Annotated in this window: 16 protein-coding genes; 14 read left to right on the top strand and 2 right to left on the bottom strand. The window is 28.4% G+C overall.

The features are described from left to right. The first annotated feature begins 3 nt into the window (after positions 1-3). The 6 genes from QZ286_RS04460 to QZ286_RS04485 all read left to right on the top strand — a co-directional run bounded on the left by QZ286_RS04460 (position 4) and on the right by QZ286_RS04485 (position 7,366). Complete coding sequence (locus tag QZ286_RS04460) at positions 4-996, top strand: glycosyltransferase family 52 (RefSeq protein ID WP_291255772.1); 993 nt, start codon at positions 4-6, stop codon at positions 994-996. Between the two features lie 19 nt (positions 997-1,015). Then, positions 1,016-1,882: a glucose-1-phosphate thymidylyltransferase RfbA gene (gene rfbA / locus QZ286_RS04465; protein ID WP_291255773.1), complete on the top strand. Its 867-nt coding sequence runs from the start codon at positions 1,016-1,018 to the stop codon at positions 1,880-1,882. A gap of 82 nt (positions 1,883-1,964) precedes the next feature. Beyond that, positions 1,965-3,368 carry a dTDP-4-dehydrorhamnose reductase gene (rfbD, locus tag QZ286_RS04470; RefSeq protein ID WP_291255774.1) on the top strand — a complete coding sequence of 468 codons (1,404 nt, stop codon included), beginning with the start codon at positions 1,965-1,967 and terminating at the stop codon, positions 3,366-3,368. Between the two features lie 18 nt (positions 3,369-3,386). Further along, positions 3,387-5,666 (top strand): sugar phosphate nucleotidyltransferase, encoded by a 2,280-nt coding sequence (locus tag QZ286_RS04475; protein ID WP_291255775.1) that lies wholly within the window; start codon positions 3,387-3,389, stop codon positions 5,664-5,666. After that, entirely contained in the window at positions 5,659-6,597 is a 939-nt protein-coding gene (locus QZ286_RS04480) for a DMT family transporter (RefSeq protein ID WP_291255776.1), read from the top strand. The genes QZ286_RS04475 and QZ286_RS04480 overlap by 8 nt, the downstream gene beginning before the upstream one ends. Further along, positions 6,590-7,366 (top strand): LicD family protein, encoded by a 777-nt coding sequence (locus QZ286_RS04485; RefSeq protein WP_291255777.1) that lies wholly within the window; start codon positions 6,590-6,592, stop codon positions 7,364-7,366. Before QZ286_RS04480 ends, QZ286_RS04485 begins: the two co-directional genes overlap by 8 nt. Positions 7,367-7,411: 45 nt before the next feature. Here the strand turns inward: QZ286_RS04485 and QZ286_RS04490 are convergent, their stop codons facing one another. Continuing rightward, the gene (locus tag QZ286_RS04490; RefSeq protein ID WP_291255778.1) at positions 7,412-9,082 is read right to left on the bottom strand and encodes a BCCT family transporter; all 1,671 of its coding nucleotides are present in this window, start codon (positions 9,080-9,082) and stop codon (positions 7,412-7,414) included. A 323-nt stretch (positions 9,083-9,405) separates the two neighbouring features. Further along, positions 9,406-10,464 carry an acyltransferase family protein gene (locus QZ286_RS04495; RefSeq protein WP_291255779.1) on the bottom strand — a complete coding sequence of 353 codons (1,059 nt, stop codon included), beginning with the start codon at positions 10,462-10,464 and terminating at the stop codon, positions 9,406-9,408. Positions 10,465-10,615: 151 nt separating this feature from the next. Between QZ286_RS04495 and QZ286_RS04500 the strand changes: the two genes are divergently transcribed. The 8 genes from QZ286_RS04500 (at position 10,616) to QZ286_RS04535 (ending at position 18,656) form a co-directional block, all read left to right on the top strand. Then, positions 10,616-11,410, top strand: a complete 795-nt coding sequence (locus tag QZ286_RS04500) for a TIGR00282 family metallophosphoesterase (protein WP_291255780.1) — start codon at positions 10,616-10,618, stop codon at positions 11,408-11,410. Positions 11,411-11,420: 10 nt separating this feature from the next. Continuing rightward, on the top strand, positions 11,421-12,350 hold the full coding sequence (gene prmA / locus QZ286_RS04505; RefSeq protein ID WP_291255781.1) for a 50S ribosomal protein L11 methyltransferase: 930 nt from the start codon (positions 11,421-11,423) through the stop codon (positions 12,348-12,350). Positions 12,351-12,362: 12 nt separating this feature from the next. After that, positions 12,363-13,025: a (d)CMP kinase gene (gene cmk / locus QZ286_RS04510; protein WP_291255782.1), complete on the top strand. Its 663-nt coding sequence runs from the start codon at positions 12,363-12,365 to the stop codon at positions 13,023-13,025. 1 nt (position 13,026) lies between these two features. Then, positions 13,027-14,253, top strand: coding sequence for a glycosyltransferase N-terminal domain-containing protein (locus QZ286_RS04515; protein WP_291255783.1), 1,227 nt, complete (start codon positions 13,027-13,029; stop codon positions 14,251-14,253). 10 nt (positions 14,254-14,263) lie between these two features. Next, positions 14,264-14,959 (top strand): tRNA (guanosine(46)-N7)-methyltransferase TrmB, encoded by a 696-nt coding sequence (trmB, locus tag QZ286_RS04520; RefSeq protein WP_291255784.1) that lies wholly within the window; start codon positions 14,264-14,266, stop codon positions 14,957-14,959. A 15-nt stretch (positions 14,960-14,974) separates the two neighbouring features. Next, on the top strand, positions 14,975-16,255 hold the full coding sequence (locus tag QZ286_RS04525) for an adenylosuccinate synthase (RefSeq protein ID WP_291255785.1): 1,281 nt from the start codon (positions 14,975-14,977) through the stop codon (positions 16,253-16,255). A 95-nt stretch (positions 16,256-16,350) separates the two neighbouring features. After that, a complete protein-coding gene (locus tag QZ286_RS04530; RefSeq protein WP_291255786.1) occupies positions 16,351-17,631 on the top strand; it encodes a hypothetical protein in 1,281 nt (426 codons plus the stop codon). 209 nt (positions 17,632-17,840) lie between these two features. Further along, the gene (locus tag QZ286_RS04535; protein WP_291255787.1) at positions 17,841-18,656 is read left to right on the top strand and encodes a DUF3100 domain-containing protein; all 816 of its coding nucleotides are present in this window, start codon (positions 17,841-17,843) and stop codon (positions 18,654-18,656) included. The last annotated feature ends 1 nt before the right edge of the window (position 18,657 follow it).

An 18,657-nucleotide genomic window follows, 5' to 3' on the forward strand; every position in this document is an offset into this window, starting at 1 on the left:
GTATTGAAAAAAAATATTGTATATGTTGATACAATTTATCCATTGTTAATATATTTAGTGTTAGGAATTAGTAATGGTGATGATTTTTATATCTTTGGAGAAGATATTCCAAAAGAAATATGTAATAAATTTAAAAATAATTATAGAATAATTTATAAAATTAAATATAAAATAAAATTAGAACAATATTATAAATATTATAAGACAAAAAAAATACTAAAAAAAATATTGAATAGCTATACAAAATTTGATGATTTATATTTACAAGATCATTTGCGTTATTCTAATTTTTTTATAAATGAAATAGGTGGGAGTAATTTTATTCTTGAAGATGGGATTATGAATTATTTTGTAGATAAAAAAAAGATCTTGCAAGAAATTACAGAGAGAAAATTGATTAAAAAAATTAGAGAAAAATTATTGTTTGGAAAAGAGTTTATTTTTTTATCTCTTGGATTAAGTAAGAAGATAACAAAAATTTATTTGACGGGAATTTTACCTGTTCCAGAAATAATAAAAGATAAAGTAGAAATAATAAATATAGAAACAAAATGGAATTTACTTTCAATAGAAAAAAAGAAAGAAATTTTAGATATCTTTGATATAAAGTTAGAAAAGCTAGAAAATTTAAAAAATGAAAAAGAAAAAATACTGTTAATAACTCAGCCTTTGTCAGAAGATAATATTATATCAGAAGAGGAAAAAATAGATATATATAGTAATCTTTTAAAAGAAAGAGATATAAAGAAAATATATATTAAATCACATCCAAGAGAGAAAACAGATTATACTAAGGTATTTCAGAATATTGAGGTAGTAATAATAGAAAAAGAATTTCCAATAGAGATATTTATGTTGTTAAATATGGAATTTAAAAAAGTAATAACTCTTTTTTCAACAGCAGCATTAAATTTTAAAAATAAATATGATGTAGAATTTATAGGAACTAAAGACTATAAAGCATTGTATGATAAATTTGGAGATATAAAAATATAGTAAGAAAGGAAAATAAAATATGAAAGGGATAATATTATCAGGGGGAAGAGGAACAAGACTATATCCACTAACTAAAACAATATCAAAACAGTTATTACCTGTGTATAATAAACCAATGCTATATTATTCACTTTCTGTTTTAATGTTAGCAGGGATACAAGATATTTTATTTATTTCTGATAAAGAGAATCAAAAACTATATAGAGAGTTATTAGGAGATGGTCACAGTCTAGGGTTAAATTTAACTTATAAAATGCAAGAAGAGCCACGAGGAATAGGAGAAGCTTTTATATTAGGAGAAGAGTTTTTAGAAAAAGATAGTTGTATGCTCATATTAGGAGATAATATTTTTTATGGGAATGGATTTACTGGGAAGCTAAAAAATAGTTTGTCATTAGAGAGTGGTGCAATGATTTTTCCTATTTACAGTAAAAAGCCAGAAAATTTTGGTGTAATAGAGTTTGAAGGAGATAGAATCATATCTTTAGAAGAGAAACCAGAGATACCAAAATCCAATTATATTGTACCTGGATTATATGTATTTGATAATAGTGTTGTAGAAAAAGCAAAATCTATAGAGAAGTCAGCTAGAGGAGAATTAGAAATAGTATCCATTTTAAATCAATATCTAAAAGAGAATAAACTTTTTTCTAATGATTTGGGAAGAGGAATGGTATGGTTGGATGCAGGAACTTTTGATGGACTTTTAGAAGCTAGTAATTTTATACAAACTATTGAGAAGCAACAAGGGATATTGATAGGGAGCATAGAAGAGATTGCATATAGGAATGGTTGGATAGATAAAGAGAAGTTATTGAAGCTATCAGAGCCATTATTAAAAACTGATTATGGAAAATATTTAGTTGAATTAGCAAATGAAAAATAAATAAGATTCTCTTAAACTATATGTTTGGGAGAATTTTTTCTTATTCTATGCTATAATTATAAGAAATGAAAGAGATGTTAATATGGATAAGTTTATAGTAGAAAATATAAATATTGAGGGAATAAAGATAGTAAGACCTAGAGTATTTGAAGATAATAGGGGATTCTTTTTAGAGGTATACAATAAAAAGGAGTTAAAAAAAAGGGGGATAATAGCCGAATTTGTTCAAGATAATCATTCAAAATCTAAAAAAGGTGTCTTGAGAGGATTACATTTTCAAACTAAGCATTCACAAGGAAAATTAATAAGAGTAGTAAAAGGGAAGATTTATGATGTTATTGTGGATATTAGAAAGAATAGTAAAACTTATGGAAAGTATTTTGCTATAGAGTTGAGTGAGGAGAATAGAGTAATGTTGTACATTCCTAAAGGTTTTGCTCATGGATTCTTAACATTAGAAGATAATACAGAGATTGAGTATAAATGTGATGAGTTTTATTATCCAGAATACGATAGTGGGATAATGTATAATGATAGAGATTTAAGTATAGATTGGAAATTAGAAGAGTATGGAATAGAAGAGCTAACACTATCAGAAAAAGATAAAAAACATCAATCATTCAAAGAGTATACAGATGATTATCAAGGGGATTATATTTTGTTAACAGGAGCAAATGGGCAACTTGGACAGGATTTTCAAAAGCTATTTGATAGTTTGGGAATTAGATATGTAGCTACTGATTACAGTGAGTTGGATATAACTGATAGAGAAAAGGTAAAGGCATTTATAGAGGAGAATAATTTTACTATTGTTATAAATTGTGCTGCTTACAACAATGTAGACAGAGCAGAAGAGGAAGTAGGAATGTGTTATGAACTAAATGCCTATGCTCCTAAGAATTTAGCTGTAATTTGTAAAGAGAGAGGTATAATCTTTGTTACCTATTCTACAGATTTTGTATTTGATGGAGAAAAGGAGATACCATACACAGAGGAAGACACTCCCAATCCGTTGTCAGTTTATTCTAAAGCAAAATTAGAGGGAGAAAGGTATACTTTGGAATATGAAAAGAGTTTTTTAATTAGAACTTCTTGGGTTTTTGGAATGGGAAATAATAATTTCTGTAAGCAAGTTATAAACTGGTCAAAGGATAGAGATATTTTAAAAATTGTAGATGATCAGATTTCAAGTCCGACATATTCAAAAGATTTAGCAGAGTTTTCTTGGGAGTTAATACAAACTGATAAGTATGGGTTATATCATTTTTCTAACAGTGGTGAAGCTTCTAAGTATGATCAGGCAAAATATATTCTAAAAAAAATAGGTTGGCAAGGAAGGATAGAAAGGGTAAAAACAAGTGATTTTCCTTTACCAGCCAAAAGAGCAAAATATTCAAAGTTAGATAGTAGCAAGATAGAAAAAATAGTAAATAAAAAAATCCCTCATTGGAAAGAAGGGATTGATAGATTTTTACAAAAATATTAAAAAAGGAAAAAGAGATAAATGAACGCAATTATAGTAGCAGCAGGATTTGGAAGTAGATTGAGACCATTAACTTATTCTACACCTAAGCCTTTAATAGAGGTATTTAATAAACCAATAATAGAAAGAAACATAGAATTTTTATTAGAAAAGGGAATAAAAGATATCTGTGTCATAGTAGGATATTCTAAAGAAAAATTTGAATATTTAAAAGAGAAATATAAGGGAGTAAGATTAGTATACAATAATAAATATGCTATTTATAATAATATATATTCGTTGTATTTAGTGAGAGAATATTTAGAAAATACCTATATAATTGAAGGGGATATCTATTTAAATAGAAATATTTTTGAAAAAGAATTGAAAACAAGTTGTTACTTTTCTAAAAAAATAAGTAAAGAAAATAATGAATGGCAGCTTATAACAGAAGATGAGAAAGTAAAGAGAGTTGAAATAGGTGGAAAAAATAACTATATAATGTCAGGTATTTCTTTTTGGACTAAAGAAGATAGTTTAAAGATAAGAAGAATATTGGAAGAATATGCAAATAATGAGGAGATAAAGAAAAGCTATTATTGGGATCATATTATAAAAGAAAATATAGAAGAATTTAAAAATATAAAAATAAAACAGTTATCAGAAGAAGATATATATGAGATTGATACATTAGATGAGTTAAGCGAACTAGATAATAGCTATAAAGAGATATTAAATAACGAAGTTAAAACAGCTGTAATTTTAGCAGCAGGAAAGTCGCACGGGTTTAATTACTCTAATGGATTAGTAAAAGTGGAGAATCAAATTTTAATCGAAAGAAATATAGAACTTTTATTAAAAAATAATATAGATAAAATATATATTGTTGTAGGATATTGCAAGGAACAGTTTTTTTATTTAGAAAAGAAATATAATAAACATATTATCATTATAGAAAATAATGAATATAGAGACAAGGGAAGTTTTTACTCACTATTAAAATTAAAAAATATTATAAAAGAGAATATATTACTTTTAGATAGTGATATTTTATATGAAGAGAGAGCTTTAAAAAATGTTTTAGAAAATAAAAATGAAAATGTAATATTAGTGAGTGAAGAAAAAGGTCAGAAAAATGAGACTTTTGTTGAAGAATTAGAGGGATATCTATATAAAATTTCAAAAGATAGAAGAGAGTTAAAAAATATAGATGGAGAGATGTTAGGAGTAAGTAAATTATCATATTTTTTATTAAAATATTTATTTAATTTAAATGCAGATAATAGTGAATTTGCATATGAGTATGCTATTTCTGAAACAATCTCTTTATTTAAAATTGCTATTCAAAGAGTTGATGGTTTAATATGGGGAGAGATTAATAATAAGAATCAGTTAGAGTATATTGAAGATAAAATTTATCCAAGATTATTAAAAGTTGAAAATGAACAAAAGATAGAAGAGATAAAATATATCTTTTTAGAAGAGATGAAAGAGATAGATACAAACATAGAAAGAATAGAAGCCTTAGGTGGAATGACCAATAGAAACTATTTAATAACAACTAATGATAGAAAATATGTTTTAAGAAAATCAGGAGAAGGAACCTCAGAAATAATAAATAGATCCAATGAGATTGAGAATTGTAGTAAAGTTAAATCTCTAGATATTGATGCTAATTTATTAGTTTTTAATAAAGAAACAGGAGTAAAAATAACTGAATATATAGAAAAAGCTCAAACTTTAAATCCGGATACTATAGTATTGTATTTGGATAAAGTAGCAAAAATATTAAGAAAACTTCATAGTGCAAATATTGAATTTAATAATAAATTTGATGTTTTTAAAGAGATAGAGAAATATGAAAAATTATCAATTGAACTAAATGGAAAATTCTATGAAGGATATACAGATATAAAGAAAAAAGTTTTAGAATTAAAGAAAAAGATGGAAAAATTAAATATACAGTTAGTTTCTTGTCACAACGATACAGTTCCAGAAAATTTTATAAGATCTAATGATAGAGTATATTTAATAGATTGGGAATATTCAGGAATAAATGATCCTATGTGGGATTTAGCAGCAGCTTCTATTGAAAGTAGAATGAAAAAAGTAGATGAAGAAAAACTACTATATTTTTATTTTAATAGAGAAGCAACAAAAGAAGAAAAATTAAGATTACATATAAATAAAATATATCAAGATTTCTTATGGAGTATTTGGACAATATTGAAAGAAGCTAAAGGAGTATCTTTTGGAAGTTATGGTATAGATAGGTTTAATAATGCTAAAAAAAGATTAGGAGAACTAGATTTATATGAATAAATTTAAAGTAGGGGTATTTGTAGGAAGTTTATCAGGAATTAGTTGGGGGTTAAATACTGTAATAATAAGTATTATTTTAATGTCCAGTATATTTTTACCTTATAATAATATATTTATATCTGCATTAGTTAGGGCTTTTTTACATGATTTTTTTTCAGCTATTTGGCTAATTTTAAATTTAATTAGAGAAAAAAAATTAGATAGGTTATTAAAGCCATTTAAAAGTAAAATAGGAGTATTTTTAATAATTGGAGCAATTTTAGGTGGTCCTGTAGGAATGGCAGGTTATCTTTTAGGAACAAAATATATAGGAGCTGCTTATGCTTCAAGCTTTTCAGCATTATATCCTGCATTAGGAACAGTTTTAAGTGCTATAATATTAAAAGAAAAAATAAATTTTAGAATGAAAATAGGAGTAATTATAAGTGGATTAGGGATAATTTTATTAAGTTACTCACCTATAAACTTAGAAATATATCCTAAATATATGTTAGGAATATTCTTTTCATTATTCTGTGTTTTTGGTTGGGCATTAGAGTGTGTAATAGCCTCATATTCTATGAGATATGGTGAAGTAGATTCAAGTGTAGCTATTTGCATAAGACAGATAATTTCAGCTTTATTTTATGCAGGACTAATAATTCCGATTATTTCAGGATATAAGCTAGTATTTGAAGTATTTAATTCAAATGTGTTGTATCTTTTTATAGGAACAGCATTGATAGGATCTTTATCATACTTATTTTGGTATAGATCTATTGATCTTATAGGCGCACCAAGAGGAATGTCGTTAAATATCTCTTATATTGTGTGGACAATGATATTTTCAAAGATGTTACTGGGAACAAACTTAAGTATGCAGTTTATTTTATCGAGTATTATAATATTTATAGGGATAATATATATAAACGGAGGAAAAATAGGTGAATGATAAGAATTTAAAAGAAGCACAAAAAATTATGAAAGATATTTTGAAAGAAATTGTAAAAATTTGTGATAGAAATAATATTGATTATTGGTTGGATAGTGGAACTTTATTAGGAGCAGTGAGGCATAAAGGTTTTATTCCATGGGATGATGATATTGATATTTGTATTTTGAAACAAGATTATTTAAAGTTAGTAACAGCCCTTGAGAAAGAATTACCACAAACTTTATATTTACAAAAACCAAATAAAAAATGGCCATATATAAAAGTGAAAGATAAAAATAGTATTGCTTTAAGTAAGGGTGAAAAGGTAAATGAGGGGGAATATCAGGGGTTATATATAGATGTATTTACTATGGAAATTTTTTCAAAAAAAATAATATATTTTTATAACTTTTTTTTAAAAATTGAAAGAACAAAATTTAAGCAAAATGATAGTAAAATTAATAAATTAAAAAAAGTTTTAATTATAAAAACAGGATTTCAAAAATATATGTCTAAATTATTTCAAAAATTAAAATTAAGATTAAAAAATAATACTATGAATAGTAATAGTATAGTCATATATGAATATTTATGGAATAAATATCATAAAGCAGATTCGATATTTCCTTTAAAAACAATAGAATTTGAAAAGGAAGAGTACAAATGTCCTAAAAAACCTGAAGATATTTTAATAAAATTATATGGAAAAAATTATTTAGAGTTACCACCATTAGATAAAAGAGGACGACATTTTGAAATGATTAAAATACTTAAAAATAGTAAATAAAAAAATCCCTCATTGGAAAGAGGGAGTTGATAGATTCTTAGAAGACTATTTTAAATAGTCTTCACTAGAAGAATCGTTGTTAGAAGGAAGTTGGGTTGTAACAATATCGAAGATAAGAGATTCTTCACGATATTCCTTCAGTTTATGTAGATCTGTTTTAAGCCCTAGATACAAGCTATACATCATAATTAAAAGAATTATAGTAAAAGGTAGACCAGATAGTATAACACCTGTTTGTAGAGCATTTAAAGCTTCATTACCACCACTTACAAGAAGTGATACAGCAATAGCTCCCTCTGTTAGAGCCCAGAATATTCTTTGAGGAATAGGTGACTCCAATTTTCCACCAGATGTAAGATTATCAACAACTAATGAACCTGAGTCAGATGATGTTACAAAGAATGATATAACAAGGAATGTTCCAATAACAGAGACGATAGTTTTAACTACGTTTGGAATATACATACTTTGTATCATAGCAAATAGTGCTGTAGATGTATCACTTTTTACCATTTCTAGTAGTTCACCACCTGTAATCATATTTTGATAGAAGGCAGTAGCTCCAAAAGTTGAGAACCAGATAAAACTCAATAGAACAGGAATGATTAAGATTGCAAAGATAAACTCTCTAATTGTTCTTCCTTTTGAAACTCTGGCAATAAACATACCAACAAATGGAGACCAAGATATCCACCAAGTCCAATAGAATATTGTCCACGATCCTTGCCAACTATTTCCATTCTCACTAAAAAAACTAAGCTCAAAGAAATGATTTAGATAGTAACCAATACTATTTCCAAAGCTTCTAAAGATAAATAGAGTAGGTCCAAGAAATAGCATAACAATTAAAAATATACCAGCTATTTTTATATTTAATTCTGAAAGTATTTTTACACCTTTTCCAACTCCAGATACAACAGATAGTGTAGCTACTAAAGTTATCAAAGTTATAATAATAACTTGAACAGTAGTGTTTTGTGGAATGTTGAAAAGATAGTTAAGTCCAGAGTTAATTTGTTGTGCTCCATAACCTAATGATGTAGCTAGTCCAAAAAGACAAGATACAACAGCAGTAATATCAATAATATCTCCTATTTTACCAAAAACTCTATCTTTTAATATAGGGTAGAAGACAGATCTTAGAGATAGTGGTAATCCCCTGTTGTATGTAAAGAAAGCAAGTGCTAAAGATATTAGACTATATATTCCCCAAGGGTGTAATCCCCAATGTAGGAATGAAGTAGCAAGAGCTTGTGTCTGAGACGTAGAGTTTGTATGTGGTAATATTGTATTGGCATGGAATAGTGGTTCAGCCACTCCAAAGAAGACAAGACCTATTCCCATACCAGCACTGATTAACATTGAATACCAAGCAAAATTTGAAAACTCTGGTTTTGCTTTAGGTCCACCTAGTCTAATCTCACCAAATTTACTTACCATTAAGAAAATTGGAAAAAGCAGAAAAATATTGGCAGAGAGAACAAAAAACCAGTTTAAATTTCCAGTTATTTTTTCTTGTAACCCCATTAAAAACATATTTGTAGCTTTTGGATTTAGAAGAGTTATTCCAATGAATATGAGCATTAATAATGCTGATACAACTGAAACACTCGGATGTAAATCAAAACCGAATTTATTAAAATTTCGTTCATGTAATTTTTTTGTCTTATGTTTGAGTTTATTAATCTCAAAAATAGGTTTTTTAATTTTTTTCATATATACCTCCTAAAAATATTAAATAAAAAACACCCTAGCTCCACTATCTAAAATTAGATAATAGAGTTAGAGTGCTTAAGTTTCACCATTAAATGATTCACTTTATACCATTCTTTGAATAGTATAATTCATTGCCATTTAGACCCTGAATAAACCCCAGTTCTATAGATATTTTTCAACTAAAATTTCCTCATCAAAGAAAAGTTTGAATCCTTGCTACTAAAGCATCAAGAATCTCACAATTCAAGTACTATTAAAGTTTACTTCACAATATTATTTCTTATATTATACCATAAAAAATAGATAAATGCAAATTTTTATAGTTAACCTCCTATGATTAAACGACTATTTTTCTTAAAAATTAACTTTATGACTTTTGTAAAAATCATAGATGTAGTACAGATAAAAGCTGTAAATAAAATTAAACCTAAATAACTAAAATTAAGAGTGATACTATATTTTTCTAAGAAGTATCTAGTTATTAAAATAGCATAGTTGTGTACAAAAAATATAGGGAAACTATAGTCTGCAAGAAGAGAAAGAGTTTTCTCTAAAAAACCTATATGCCAATCTTGTAACTTATAGAAAAATCCTATAAAAAATAGGCAGACAATAATTTTTTGTACTCCCATAAAATCAATACCATTATATGAGAACATATTTATTTTATGCATGTTCATAAATCTATTTGTATACACTTGAAATAGTCCAATAATAATCCATACAAGAAAAAGAAGAGTATTATATTTTTTTAAATACGGAAGTAAAATCTCCTTTTTTTGTGAAGTGTATATTCCTAGACAATAGGCAGGAGTAAAGTATAGTAAAGCCTGAAAAACATTGATGTGTAAATTATGTGCAGGTCTGTGTATGAGCATTCCAATGAATAATCCTAATATAATAATAAAAATTTGCCCCTTTTTTAATTCAATATATCTTATAAAGAGTGGTGAAGATATAAAGAGAACAAAGGCAAAAGGAATATACCAAGTGGAATCTAAAAGAGCTCCAGAAAGATACATAAGTATAAGTCTTATGATATCTTGAAACTGTATATGCCCATTGGTTAACGTTTCGGGAAATCTAATAAAAATAATTGGAGTAATTATAATTAAATATGGAAGAAAAACATTTTTAAACTTATTTTTCATAAATTTTTTAAAGTTAAATCCTCTTGAATAAAAAATATGATGAAATAAAAAACCAGAAATAAAGACAAAAAGTGATGTTCCACCAGTTGTCATAGTAAAAAATAGTTTCCTAAAGAATGGATTTTCTACAGGATTACTTAGATTAAAAAAATTAGTGATATAGAACGAATGTCCTAAAACAATTAAAAATATAGCAAAACCTCTAAAATAATTTAAAAAATTTAGATACATAAATTCTCCTTTTAAAATAGTATATTATTAAGTATAATAACATTTTTTTGTTGAAAATTCATAATAAATTTAATTTATATATGACTTTACATAAAAAATTTAACATGATATAATTTAATGTAAAAGCCTATTGATAGAAAGAGGGAAATTGATGAGAATTTTAGTAGTGGGAGATATAGTTGGTAGCCCAGGAAGAGAGACATTAAAAACTTTTTTAGAGAAAAAAGGAAAAGAGTATGATTTTGTAATTGTTAATGGAGAGAATGCAGCTGCAGGATTTGGTCTTACAGCCAAAATAGCTGATCAACTACAAGAATGGGGTTGTCATGTAATTACAAGTGGAAATCATATCTGGGACAAGAGGGAACTATATGAGTATTTAGACAGAAGTGATAGAGTGCTAAGACCAGCGAACTATCCTGATGAGAATACACCAGGTAAAGGATATACAATAGTTAAGGACAGAAAAGGGAATAAGATAGGTGTGGTATCTATTCAGGGAAGAGTTTTTATGACTCCAATAGATTGTCCATTTAAAAAGGTAAGAGAGATAATAAACGAGATTAGAAAAGAGACAAAGTTTATAATAGTTGATTTTCATGCTGAGGCAACTTCAGAAAAAATAGCTATGGGTTGGCATTTAGATGGGTATGCTTCAGTTGTATATGGAACACATACACACATACAGACTGCTGATGAGAAGATATTACCAGAAGGGACAGGTTATATAACTGATATAGGAATGACAGGTTCAGAAAATGGGGTAATAGGAATGAAAGTACAATCTGTTTTACCAAAATTTTTAAATGCATTACCTCAAAGATTTGAGATAGCTGAGGGAAATGAGAGACTTTGTGGAATAGATATAGAGCTGGATGAAGAGACAGGAGAATGTAAAAAAATAGAGAGAATAAGTAAAACTCTTATGGAAATATCATATTTATAAGGAGAGATGAATGAAAGTAGTAGAGATAAAAGTTATATACGAAAGTGATGATATAGATAGAGCCACTAAAGAGATTTCAGATGTATTTTACGGATTTGGAGTTACAGGGCTAAAGATAGAAGAGCCTATGAAAAGTAAGAATCCATTAGATTTTTATAAGAATGAGAAAGAGTTTTTAATGGTAGATCATGCTATTTCTGCTTACTTTCCATTAAATCCATATGCAGAAAAGAGAAAAAATGCGATATTAGCAACATTTGAAGAGAAGTTTGCTGAAAGAGATGATATAGTTTATACTGTGGATTTTTATGAATATGATGAAGAGGATTACCAAAATAGTTGGAAAAAATATTTATTTCCAGAGAAGGTAAGTGAAAAATTTGTAGTGAAGCCAACTTGGAGAGAGTATACTCCAGAAGCTGACGAGTTAATAATAGAGTTAGATCCAGGGAGAGCATTTGGAACAGGTTCTCATCCAACTACATCTCTTTGTTTAAAGTTAATGGAAGAAAATATTAAAACAGGAGATAGTGTTATAGATGTTGGAACAGGATCAGGAATACTTATGATTGCTGCTGATAGATTGGGAGCAAGTGAGGTATATGGTACTGATATAGATGAGTTGGCAGTGGAGTCAGCTAAAGAAAACCTTGAATTGAATAGAATAGGAGAGGATAAAGCTAAGGTCTACAAAGGGGATTTAATCTCAGTAGTAGAAGATAAGAAATTTGATGTTGTAGTGGCAAATATTTTAGCTGATGTTCTATTAATACTATTACATGATATATCAAAAGTTGTAAAAGAGAGTGGAAAAATTATATTCTCTGGTATTATAGAGGATAAATGTGACCTTGTTAAAAGAGAGGTAGAAGCTTTAGGATTTACAGTGGAAGAGATAAAAGCAGATAAAGAGTGGAGAGCTATGTTAATCAGAGCATAATAAGGGGGAGTTATGAAAGCATTTATAGTAACAGTAGATGGTCCTGCTGGAAGTGGAAAGAGTACAATAGCTAAGATAATAGCTAAAAAGTATGGATTTACATATTTAGATACTGGAGCTATGTATAGAATGATAGCCCTTTATGCATTGGAAAACAGTATTGATTTAGAAGATAGATCTCAAGTTGAAGCTATGCTAGCAAATACAAAATTGGATATTGTAGGAAATCAATTTTTTCTAAATGGGAAAGATGTTTCAGAGGAGATAAGAACACCTAGAGTGAGTGGTGTTGTTTCTCCAGTAGCTGCAATAAGAGAGGTTAGAGTAAAGCTTGTAGAGCTACAAAGAGAGATAAGCAAGGGAAAAAGGATAATCTTAGATGGAAGAGATATTGGTACAGTAGTATTCCCAAATGGAGATGTAAAAATCTTCTTAGTAGCTTCACCAGAAGAGAGAGCTAAGAGAAGATTAAGGGAGTATGAGGAGAAAGGGGTAGAGGCTGATTATGAATCAGTACTATCTTCAATCAAAGAGAGAGATCATATAGATTCTACAAGAAAAGAGAGTCCACTATTAAAAGCAGAAGATGCTCACGAAATAGATAGTAGTACAATGAATATAGATGAAGTAGTTGAAGCTATTTCTAAGTATATAGATGAAAAAATAGGAGAGTAAGATGTTCTATCAGATTTTAAGAATATTGTTACAACCATTTATCTATCTATTAATCCTATTGAATGGGAAAAAGGGGCAGTTTTTAAAAAAAAGATTAAAACAGGACTTTTCAAATTTAAAATCTGGTGAGTATATTTGGGTACACTGTTCCTCTGTAGGTGAGATAAACTTATCAGAAACCTTGATAAAAAAGCTATTGGAAACAAGAAATGAGAGGGTGTTGTTGACTCTATTTACAGATACTGGAATAGGAGTAGCAAGGGATAAGTTTGGAAAAAATGAGAGAGTTGATATATACTATTTTCCATTAGATGATAAGAGGGTCTTAAAGAGTATTCTAAAAAAAATAAAACTAAATCTATTAATTTTGGTAGAGACAGAGATTTGGCCGAATTTGATCAATCAATGTGGGAAACTATCTAAAGTTATAGTTGTAAATGGAAGAATATCAGATAGAAGCTTTAAAAGATATAAAAAGTTATCTGGGTATTTAAAAACTATATTTTTAAATATAGACAGGTTTTTTATGCAAACAGAACAGGATAGTTTGAGAATAGTTGAGATAGGAGCAGAGGCTGAAAGAGTAGAAACTTTAGGAAATTTAAAGTTTGATATCTCTTTTCAAAAATATGATGAGATAGAAAAGGAACAGTTGAGAGAACTTTTGAATATAGATAAGAGAAGGGTATTCACAGCTGGAAGTAGTAGAACAGGTGAGTATGAAGTACTATTAGATACATTTAAGTCTATGAAAGATACACTCCTAATTCTAGTCCCAAGACATATAGAGAGAACTCCTCAAATAGAAAAGATTCTGGGAGAGTATGGATTTTCATATAGTAAATATAGTGAGATTGAAAAGGGAAATACTCTAAAAAGTGATGTAATAATTGTAGATAAGATAGGAGTATTGAGAAAAATATACTCAATAAGTGATATAGCATTTGTGGGAGGAACATTGGTAAATATTGGAGGGCATAGTTTGTTAGAGCCACTATTTTATGGAAAGACACCAATATTTGGACCATATCTTCAAAATGTAAAAGAGATATCTAAGGAGATTTTAGAATTAAATTTAGGTTATAAAGTAAGTAACAGTAATGAATTTTTAGAAGCTATAGAAAAAATTGAACTACATCAGAAAGATTCTCAAGAAAAGATAGAGGAGTTATTTCATAAGAACAGTAAAATAGCAGATAAAATTATAGAAAAAATAGAAAAATTGTAATGGAGGCCAGATGGAAGAGTTAAGAGAGAACTTGTGGAGTCATTTTTTTAAGAGTCCAAGAAAGAACTATAATCAATATATGTTCAAATTGTTGGATTATCCAGAACACATTATTTATGATAAGAAAATAATGGACTCGTATAAGGGAAAATGGAATGAATTTTTTAAAAATGATAATCCAATATATTTAGAGATAGGTTCTGGAAGTGGAAACTTTGCACAGGGAATGGCAAAAAAATTTCCTGAGAGAAATCATATAGGACTTGAATTAAGATTCAAAAGACTTGTACTTTCAGCGAATAAAGTAAAGAGAGATGGATCATCAAATGCTCTTTTCTTAAGAAGAAGAGGGGAAGAGATACTTGAATTTGTAGCAGAAAATGAGATAGATGGAATCTATGTAAACTTTCCAGATCCTTGGGAAGAGAATGAGAAAAATAGAGTGGTACAGGAGAGTTTCTTTAAAACTTTAGATGTGATATTGAAAAAAGGTGGTATGTTTTACTTTAAAACTGACCACGATAAATACTATCAAGATGTAATTGATTTAGCTAATAGTTTAGATGGTTATAAGGTAGTGTATCACACTTCTGATCTACATAATAGTGAAAAAGTAGCAGATAATATAAAGACAGAGTTTGAACAACTGTTTTTATGTAAACACAACAAAAATATAAATTATATTGAAATAGAAAAAATAAAATAAGCTTAGGAGGTAACAATGGCTGGATACGTAGTAGTAGGAACTCAGTGGGGAGATGAAGGAAAGGGAAAGATTATAGATGTATTGGCAGATAGAGCTGATTATGTTGTAAGATTTCAAGGTGGAAATAATGCTGGACATACTGTAGTTGTAAATGGAGAGAAATTTATACTACATCTATTACCGTCTGGGATGTTACATGGAAATGGAAAGTGTATAATAGGGCCAGGGGTTGTTGTTGATCCTAAAGTTTTATTAAAAGAGTTAGATACTTTAGCAGAGAAAGGTGCTAAGATAGATCACCTATTCATAAGTGATAGAGCACACATAATTATGCCATATCATGTAAGAATAGATGAGTTAAATGAGGAAGCTAGTGGTTCAAATAAAATAGGAACTACAAAAAGAGGAATAGGACCTTGCTACTCAGATAAGATAAACAGAGTTGGAATTAGAGCAGTAGATTTCTTAAATATGGATATTTTTGCTGAAAAATTAAAAAGATTTTTAGAGGCTAAAAATGAGATTATAACTAAGATATATGGAGCAGAGCCACTATCTTATGAGCAAATTTTGGCTGATTACACAGGTTATGCAGATAGATTAAGACATAGAATAATTGATTCAATACCTGAAATAAATAGAGCTTTAGATGAGGATAAATTAGTATTGTTTGAGGGAGCTCAAGCTATGATGCTAGATATAAACTATGGAACTTATCCATATGTTACATCTTCATCACCTACAACAGGAGGAGTAACAACAGGAGCTGGAGTTTCTCCTAGAAAAATAACTAAGGGAATTGGAGTTATGAAAGCTTATACAACAAGAGTTGGAGAGGGACCTTTTGTAACTGAATTAAATGATGATTTAGGAGAGAAATTAAGACAGATCGGTGGAGAGTATGGAGCTACAACAGGAAGACCAAGAAGATGTGGTTGGTTAGACTTAGTAGTAGGAAAATATGCTGTGGATATCAATGGACTTACAGATATAGTAATTACTAAGATAGATGTATTGAGTGGATTGGATACATTAAAAATATGTGTAGCTTATGAGATAGATGGAAAGAGATATGACTATGTTCCTGCTTCAACTGAGATACTATATAGAGCAAAACCTATATATGAAGAGTTACCAGGATGGAAAGAGGATATATCTCAAATGAAAACTTATGAAGAGTTACCAGAAAACTGTAAAAAATATATAAAGAGAATGGAAGAGATCTTAAGATGTCCAATATCTGTTGTTTCAGTAGGACCAGATAGAAGTCAAAATATCCATATAAGAGAGATTTAATAATATTTTTGGAGAGGGGAATACACATATCCTCTCTTTTTTTATCTAAAAAAAAATGATATAATAAGAAAAATGAATGCACAGAGGGAATAATTATGAGAATAGCAATAGTAGGAGCAGGTGATTCTGTTGAAAAGATCTACAATATACTATCTAAAAAATATAAAAAAATAGAGTTTATTTTAAAAAAAGAGGATAAGATAGAGAATACATTGAAAATAATAAAAGAGATAGAGAGTGAAGTTGAAGGAATCTATCTCACAGGTATTGGTGTATACTATTCTTTATTAAATAATAAAGAGTTAGAAATAAATAAACCTGTTGTATATACTAAACGTGGAAGTATCGGTTTGATAAAAAGTTTTTGGGAATTACAAAAAGATAGTTTAATAGAGGATAATATAAGACTGGGATGGGATATTGTAGAGGGGCATATATTCAATGAAGTTGTAAAAGAGTTTGATATAGAGTTAAAGGGAAGTTATTATCAAAAGTATGAACCTAATAAAACAGAGAATGAGTACCTTGAAAACTATTTAGAAAAGTATAACTCTAAGGAGATAAACTGTATTTTTACAGCTTTTGGTTATATATATAATAAGTTAAAAGAGAAAAAGATACCTGTTTACAGATTACAAGCAACTAATATTGAGATTGAAAATGATTTTGTAGCACTTTTAAATAAGATAATTTTAAATGAGAAGAACAGTGGTTTAGGTGTGCAAATAATAAAAATAAATTCCAATAAAACTGGTTTTGATAAAAATAATTTAGAATTAAAGATGGAGATAGAAAAAAGCTTATTGGAGTACAGTAAAAAGGTTGAGGGGAATATCCAGATCTCTGATGAAAAAGAGTATATGATAATCTCAAATATAGATATTCTTCAAGGAAATGAGAGTTTAAAAGAGATTTTAGCTTTAAAGAGCAGATTTGAAGGTCAGAATGAGGAGTTAGCAGTTGGAATTGGAGAGGGAAAAACAATATTCCAAGCTGAAAGAAATGCAAGGGTGGCTTTAAAATTAAGTTTGACTAAAGAGGGAAAAATCTTCTATTCCAATGGAAAAGTAGTTAAAGGACCTTTATTAAATTCAAAAGAGTTGGAGTATAAAAGGGATTCAGATGAGAGAATAAAAACTATGGCTGAGGAGATAGAGATAAGTCCAATATATTTAGAAAAGATAAAAAGTATGATAAAAAAGAAAAAGAAAAATAGTTTTACAAGTATTGAAATTGCAGAAGTTCTCAACATCACTACAAGAAGTGTAAATAGAATTATAAAAAAGATACTTGAGAAAGATTATGCTGAGATAGTACAAGTAGAAAGTTCCATAACTGCTGGAAGACCCAGAAGGGTTATAAAATTTAAATTTTAGAAATAACAGGAAAAATATTGTTAAATATCACAAAATATGACAATAATTTTTCCTTTTTTTATTGTTTATTAAATTAGTAATGTTTTAAAAATAAAAAAATAGTTTTTTTTTAGAATAATAAGTTGACAATTTATAGAGAAAGTGATATATTTATAATGAAATTAAAGTCCTATTAAGGACATGACTTTAATATATAAAAGGAGAAAAGTATGGAAAGAGCTTTATGGAAAGTAACAATTATTTCAGCAATAATTGTAATTATTACAGAAACGATAGGAAAAGTATCAATCCCAGTCTGGAGAGTAAGTGTGATTTTATTTCCTATGTTATATGCAGTTGTTATTGGAACTCTGATAACACCAGATCTATTAGGAAAGAGAATTACAGTATTAAAAAAAATAGTTAATTCATCAGAAATAAAATGGGCAAGTGAATTGGTAGGAATGGTACTTCTAATTTTAGGAGTAAAATATGGAACATTAGCAGGACCAAACTTACAAAAGATATTAGCTGCTGGTCCAGCATTTTTAGCACAGGAGACAGGACATATTTTATCACCAATAGTGGCATTGCCAATAGCACTATTATTAGGAATGAAAAGAGAGGCAGTTGGAGCTACTTCAAGTATAAGTAGAGAGCCTTCACTAGGAGTTATAGGTGAGAAGTATGGAATAGATTCTCCAGAAGGAAATGGTGTATTGGGAACTTACTTAATAGGGACAGTTGTAGGAACTATTGTATTTGGAATTTTAGGTTCGGTTTCAATCTACTCTGGAATACACCCATATGCATTAGGAATGGCTTGTGGAGTGGGAAGTGGTAGTATGATGACAGCAGCAGCTGCAGCTTTGACAGAGGTAGCACCAGCTCATATGAAAGATACAATATTAGCATATGCAGCAACAAGTAATATGTTATCAGGAATAACAGGAGTAAACTTCTTAATATTTGTAACTTTACCTTTAACAAATAAGCTTTATGCAATTTTAGAGCCAGTTTTAGGAAAAAGAAAGGGAGAGAAATAGT

Origin of the sequence: Fusobacterium sp. (assembly GCF_019012925.1) — a bacterium.
In the GTDB taxonomy this organism is placed as follows: Bacteria; Fusobacteriota; Fusobacteriia; order Fusobacteriales; family Fusobacteriaceae; genus Fusobacterium_A.

Coding starts and splice junctions, on each gene's coding strand:
- rfbA (WP_291255773.1), top strand. CDS start 1,016: ATGAAAGGGATAATATTATCAGGGGGAAGAGGAACAAGACTATATCCA.
- rfbD (WP_291255774.1), top strand. CDS start 1,965: ATGGATAAGTTTATAGTAGAAAATATAAATATTGAGGGAATAAAGATA.
- QZ286_RS04475 (WP_291255775.1), top strand. CDS start 3,387: ATGAACGCAATTATAGTAGCAGCAGGATTTGGAAGTAGATTGAGACCA.
- QZ286_RS04480 (WP_291255776.1), top strand. CDS start 5,659: ATGAATAAATTTAAAGTAGGGGTATTTGTAGGAAGTTTATCAGGAATT.
- QZ286_RS04490 (WP_291255778.1), bottom strand. CDS start 9,082: ATGAAAAAAATTAAAAAACCTATTTTTGAGATTAATAAACTCAAACAT.
- QZ286_RS04495 (WP_291255779.1), bottom strand. CDS start 10,464: ATGTATCTAAATTTTTTAAATTATTTTAGAGGTTTTGCTATATTTTTA.
- QZ286_RS04500 (WP_291255780.1), top strand. CDS start 10,616: ATGAGAATTTTAGTAGTGGGAGATATAGTTGGTAGCCCAGGAAGAGAG.
- prmA (WP_291255781.1), top strand. CDS start 11,421: ATGAAAGTAGTAGAGATAAAAGTTATATACGAAAGTGATGATATAGAT.
- cmk (WP_291255782.1), top strand. CDS start 12,363: ATGAAAGCATTTATAGTAACAGTAGATGGTCCTGCTGGAAGTGGAAAG.
- QZ286_RS04515 (WP_291255783.1), top strand. CDS start 13,027: ATGTTCTATCAGATTTTAAGAATATTGTTACAACCATTTATCTATCTA.
- trmB (WP_291255784.1), top strand. CDS start 14,264: ATGGAAGAGTTAAGAGAGAACTTGTGGAGTCATTTTTTTAAGAGTCCA.
- QZ286_RS04525 (WP_291255785.1), top strand. CDS start 14,975: ATGGCTGGATACGTAGTAGTAGGAACTCAGTGGGGAGATGAAGGAAAG.
- QZ286_RS04530 (WP_291255786.1), top strand. CDS start 16,351: ATGAGAATAGCAATAGTAGGAGCAGGTGATTCTGTTGAAAAGATCTAC.
- QZ286_RS04535 (WP_291255787.1), top strand. CDS start 17,841: ATGGAAAGAGCTTTATGGAAAGTAACAATTATTTCAGCAATAATTGTA.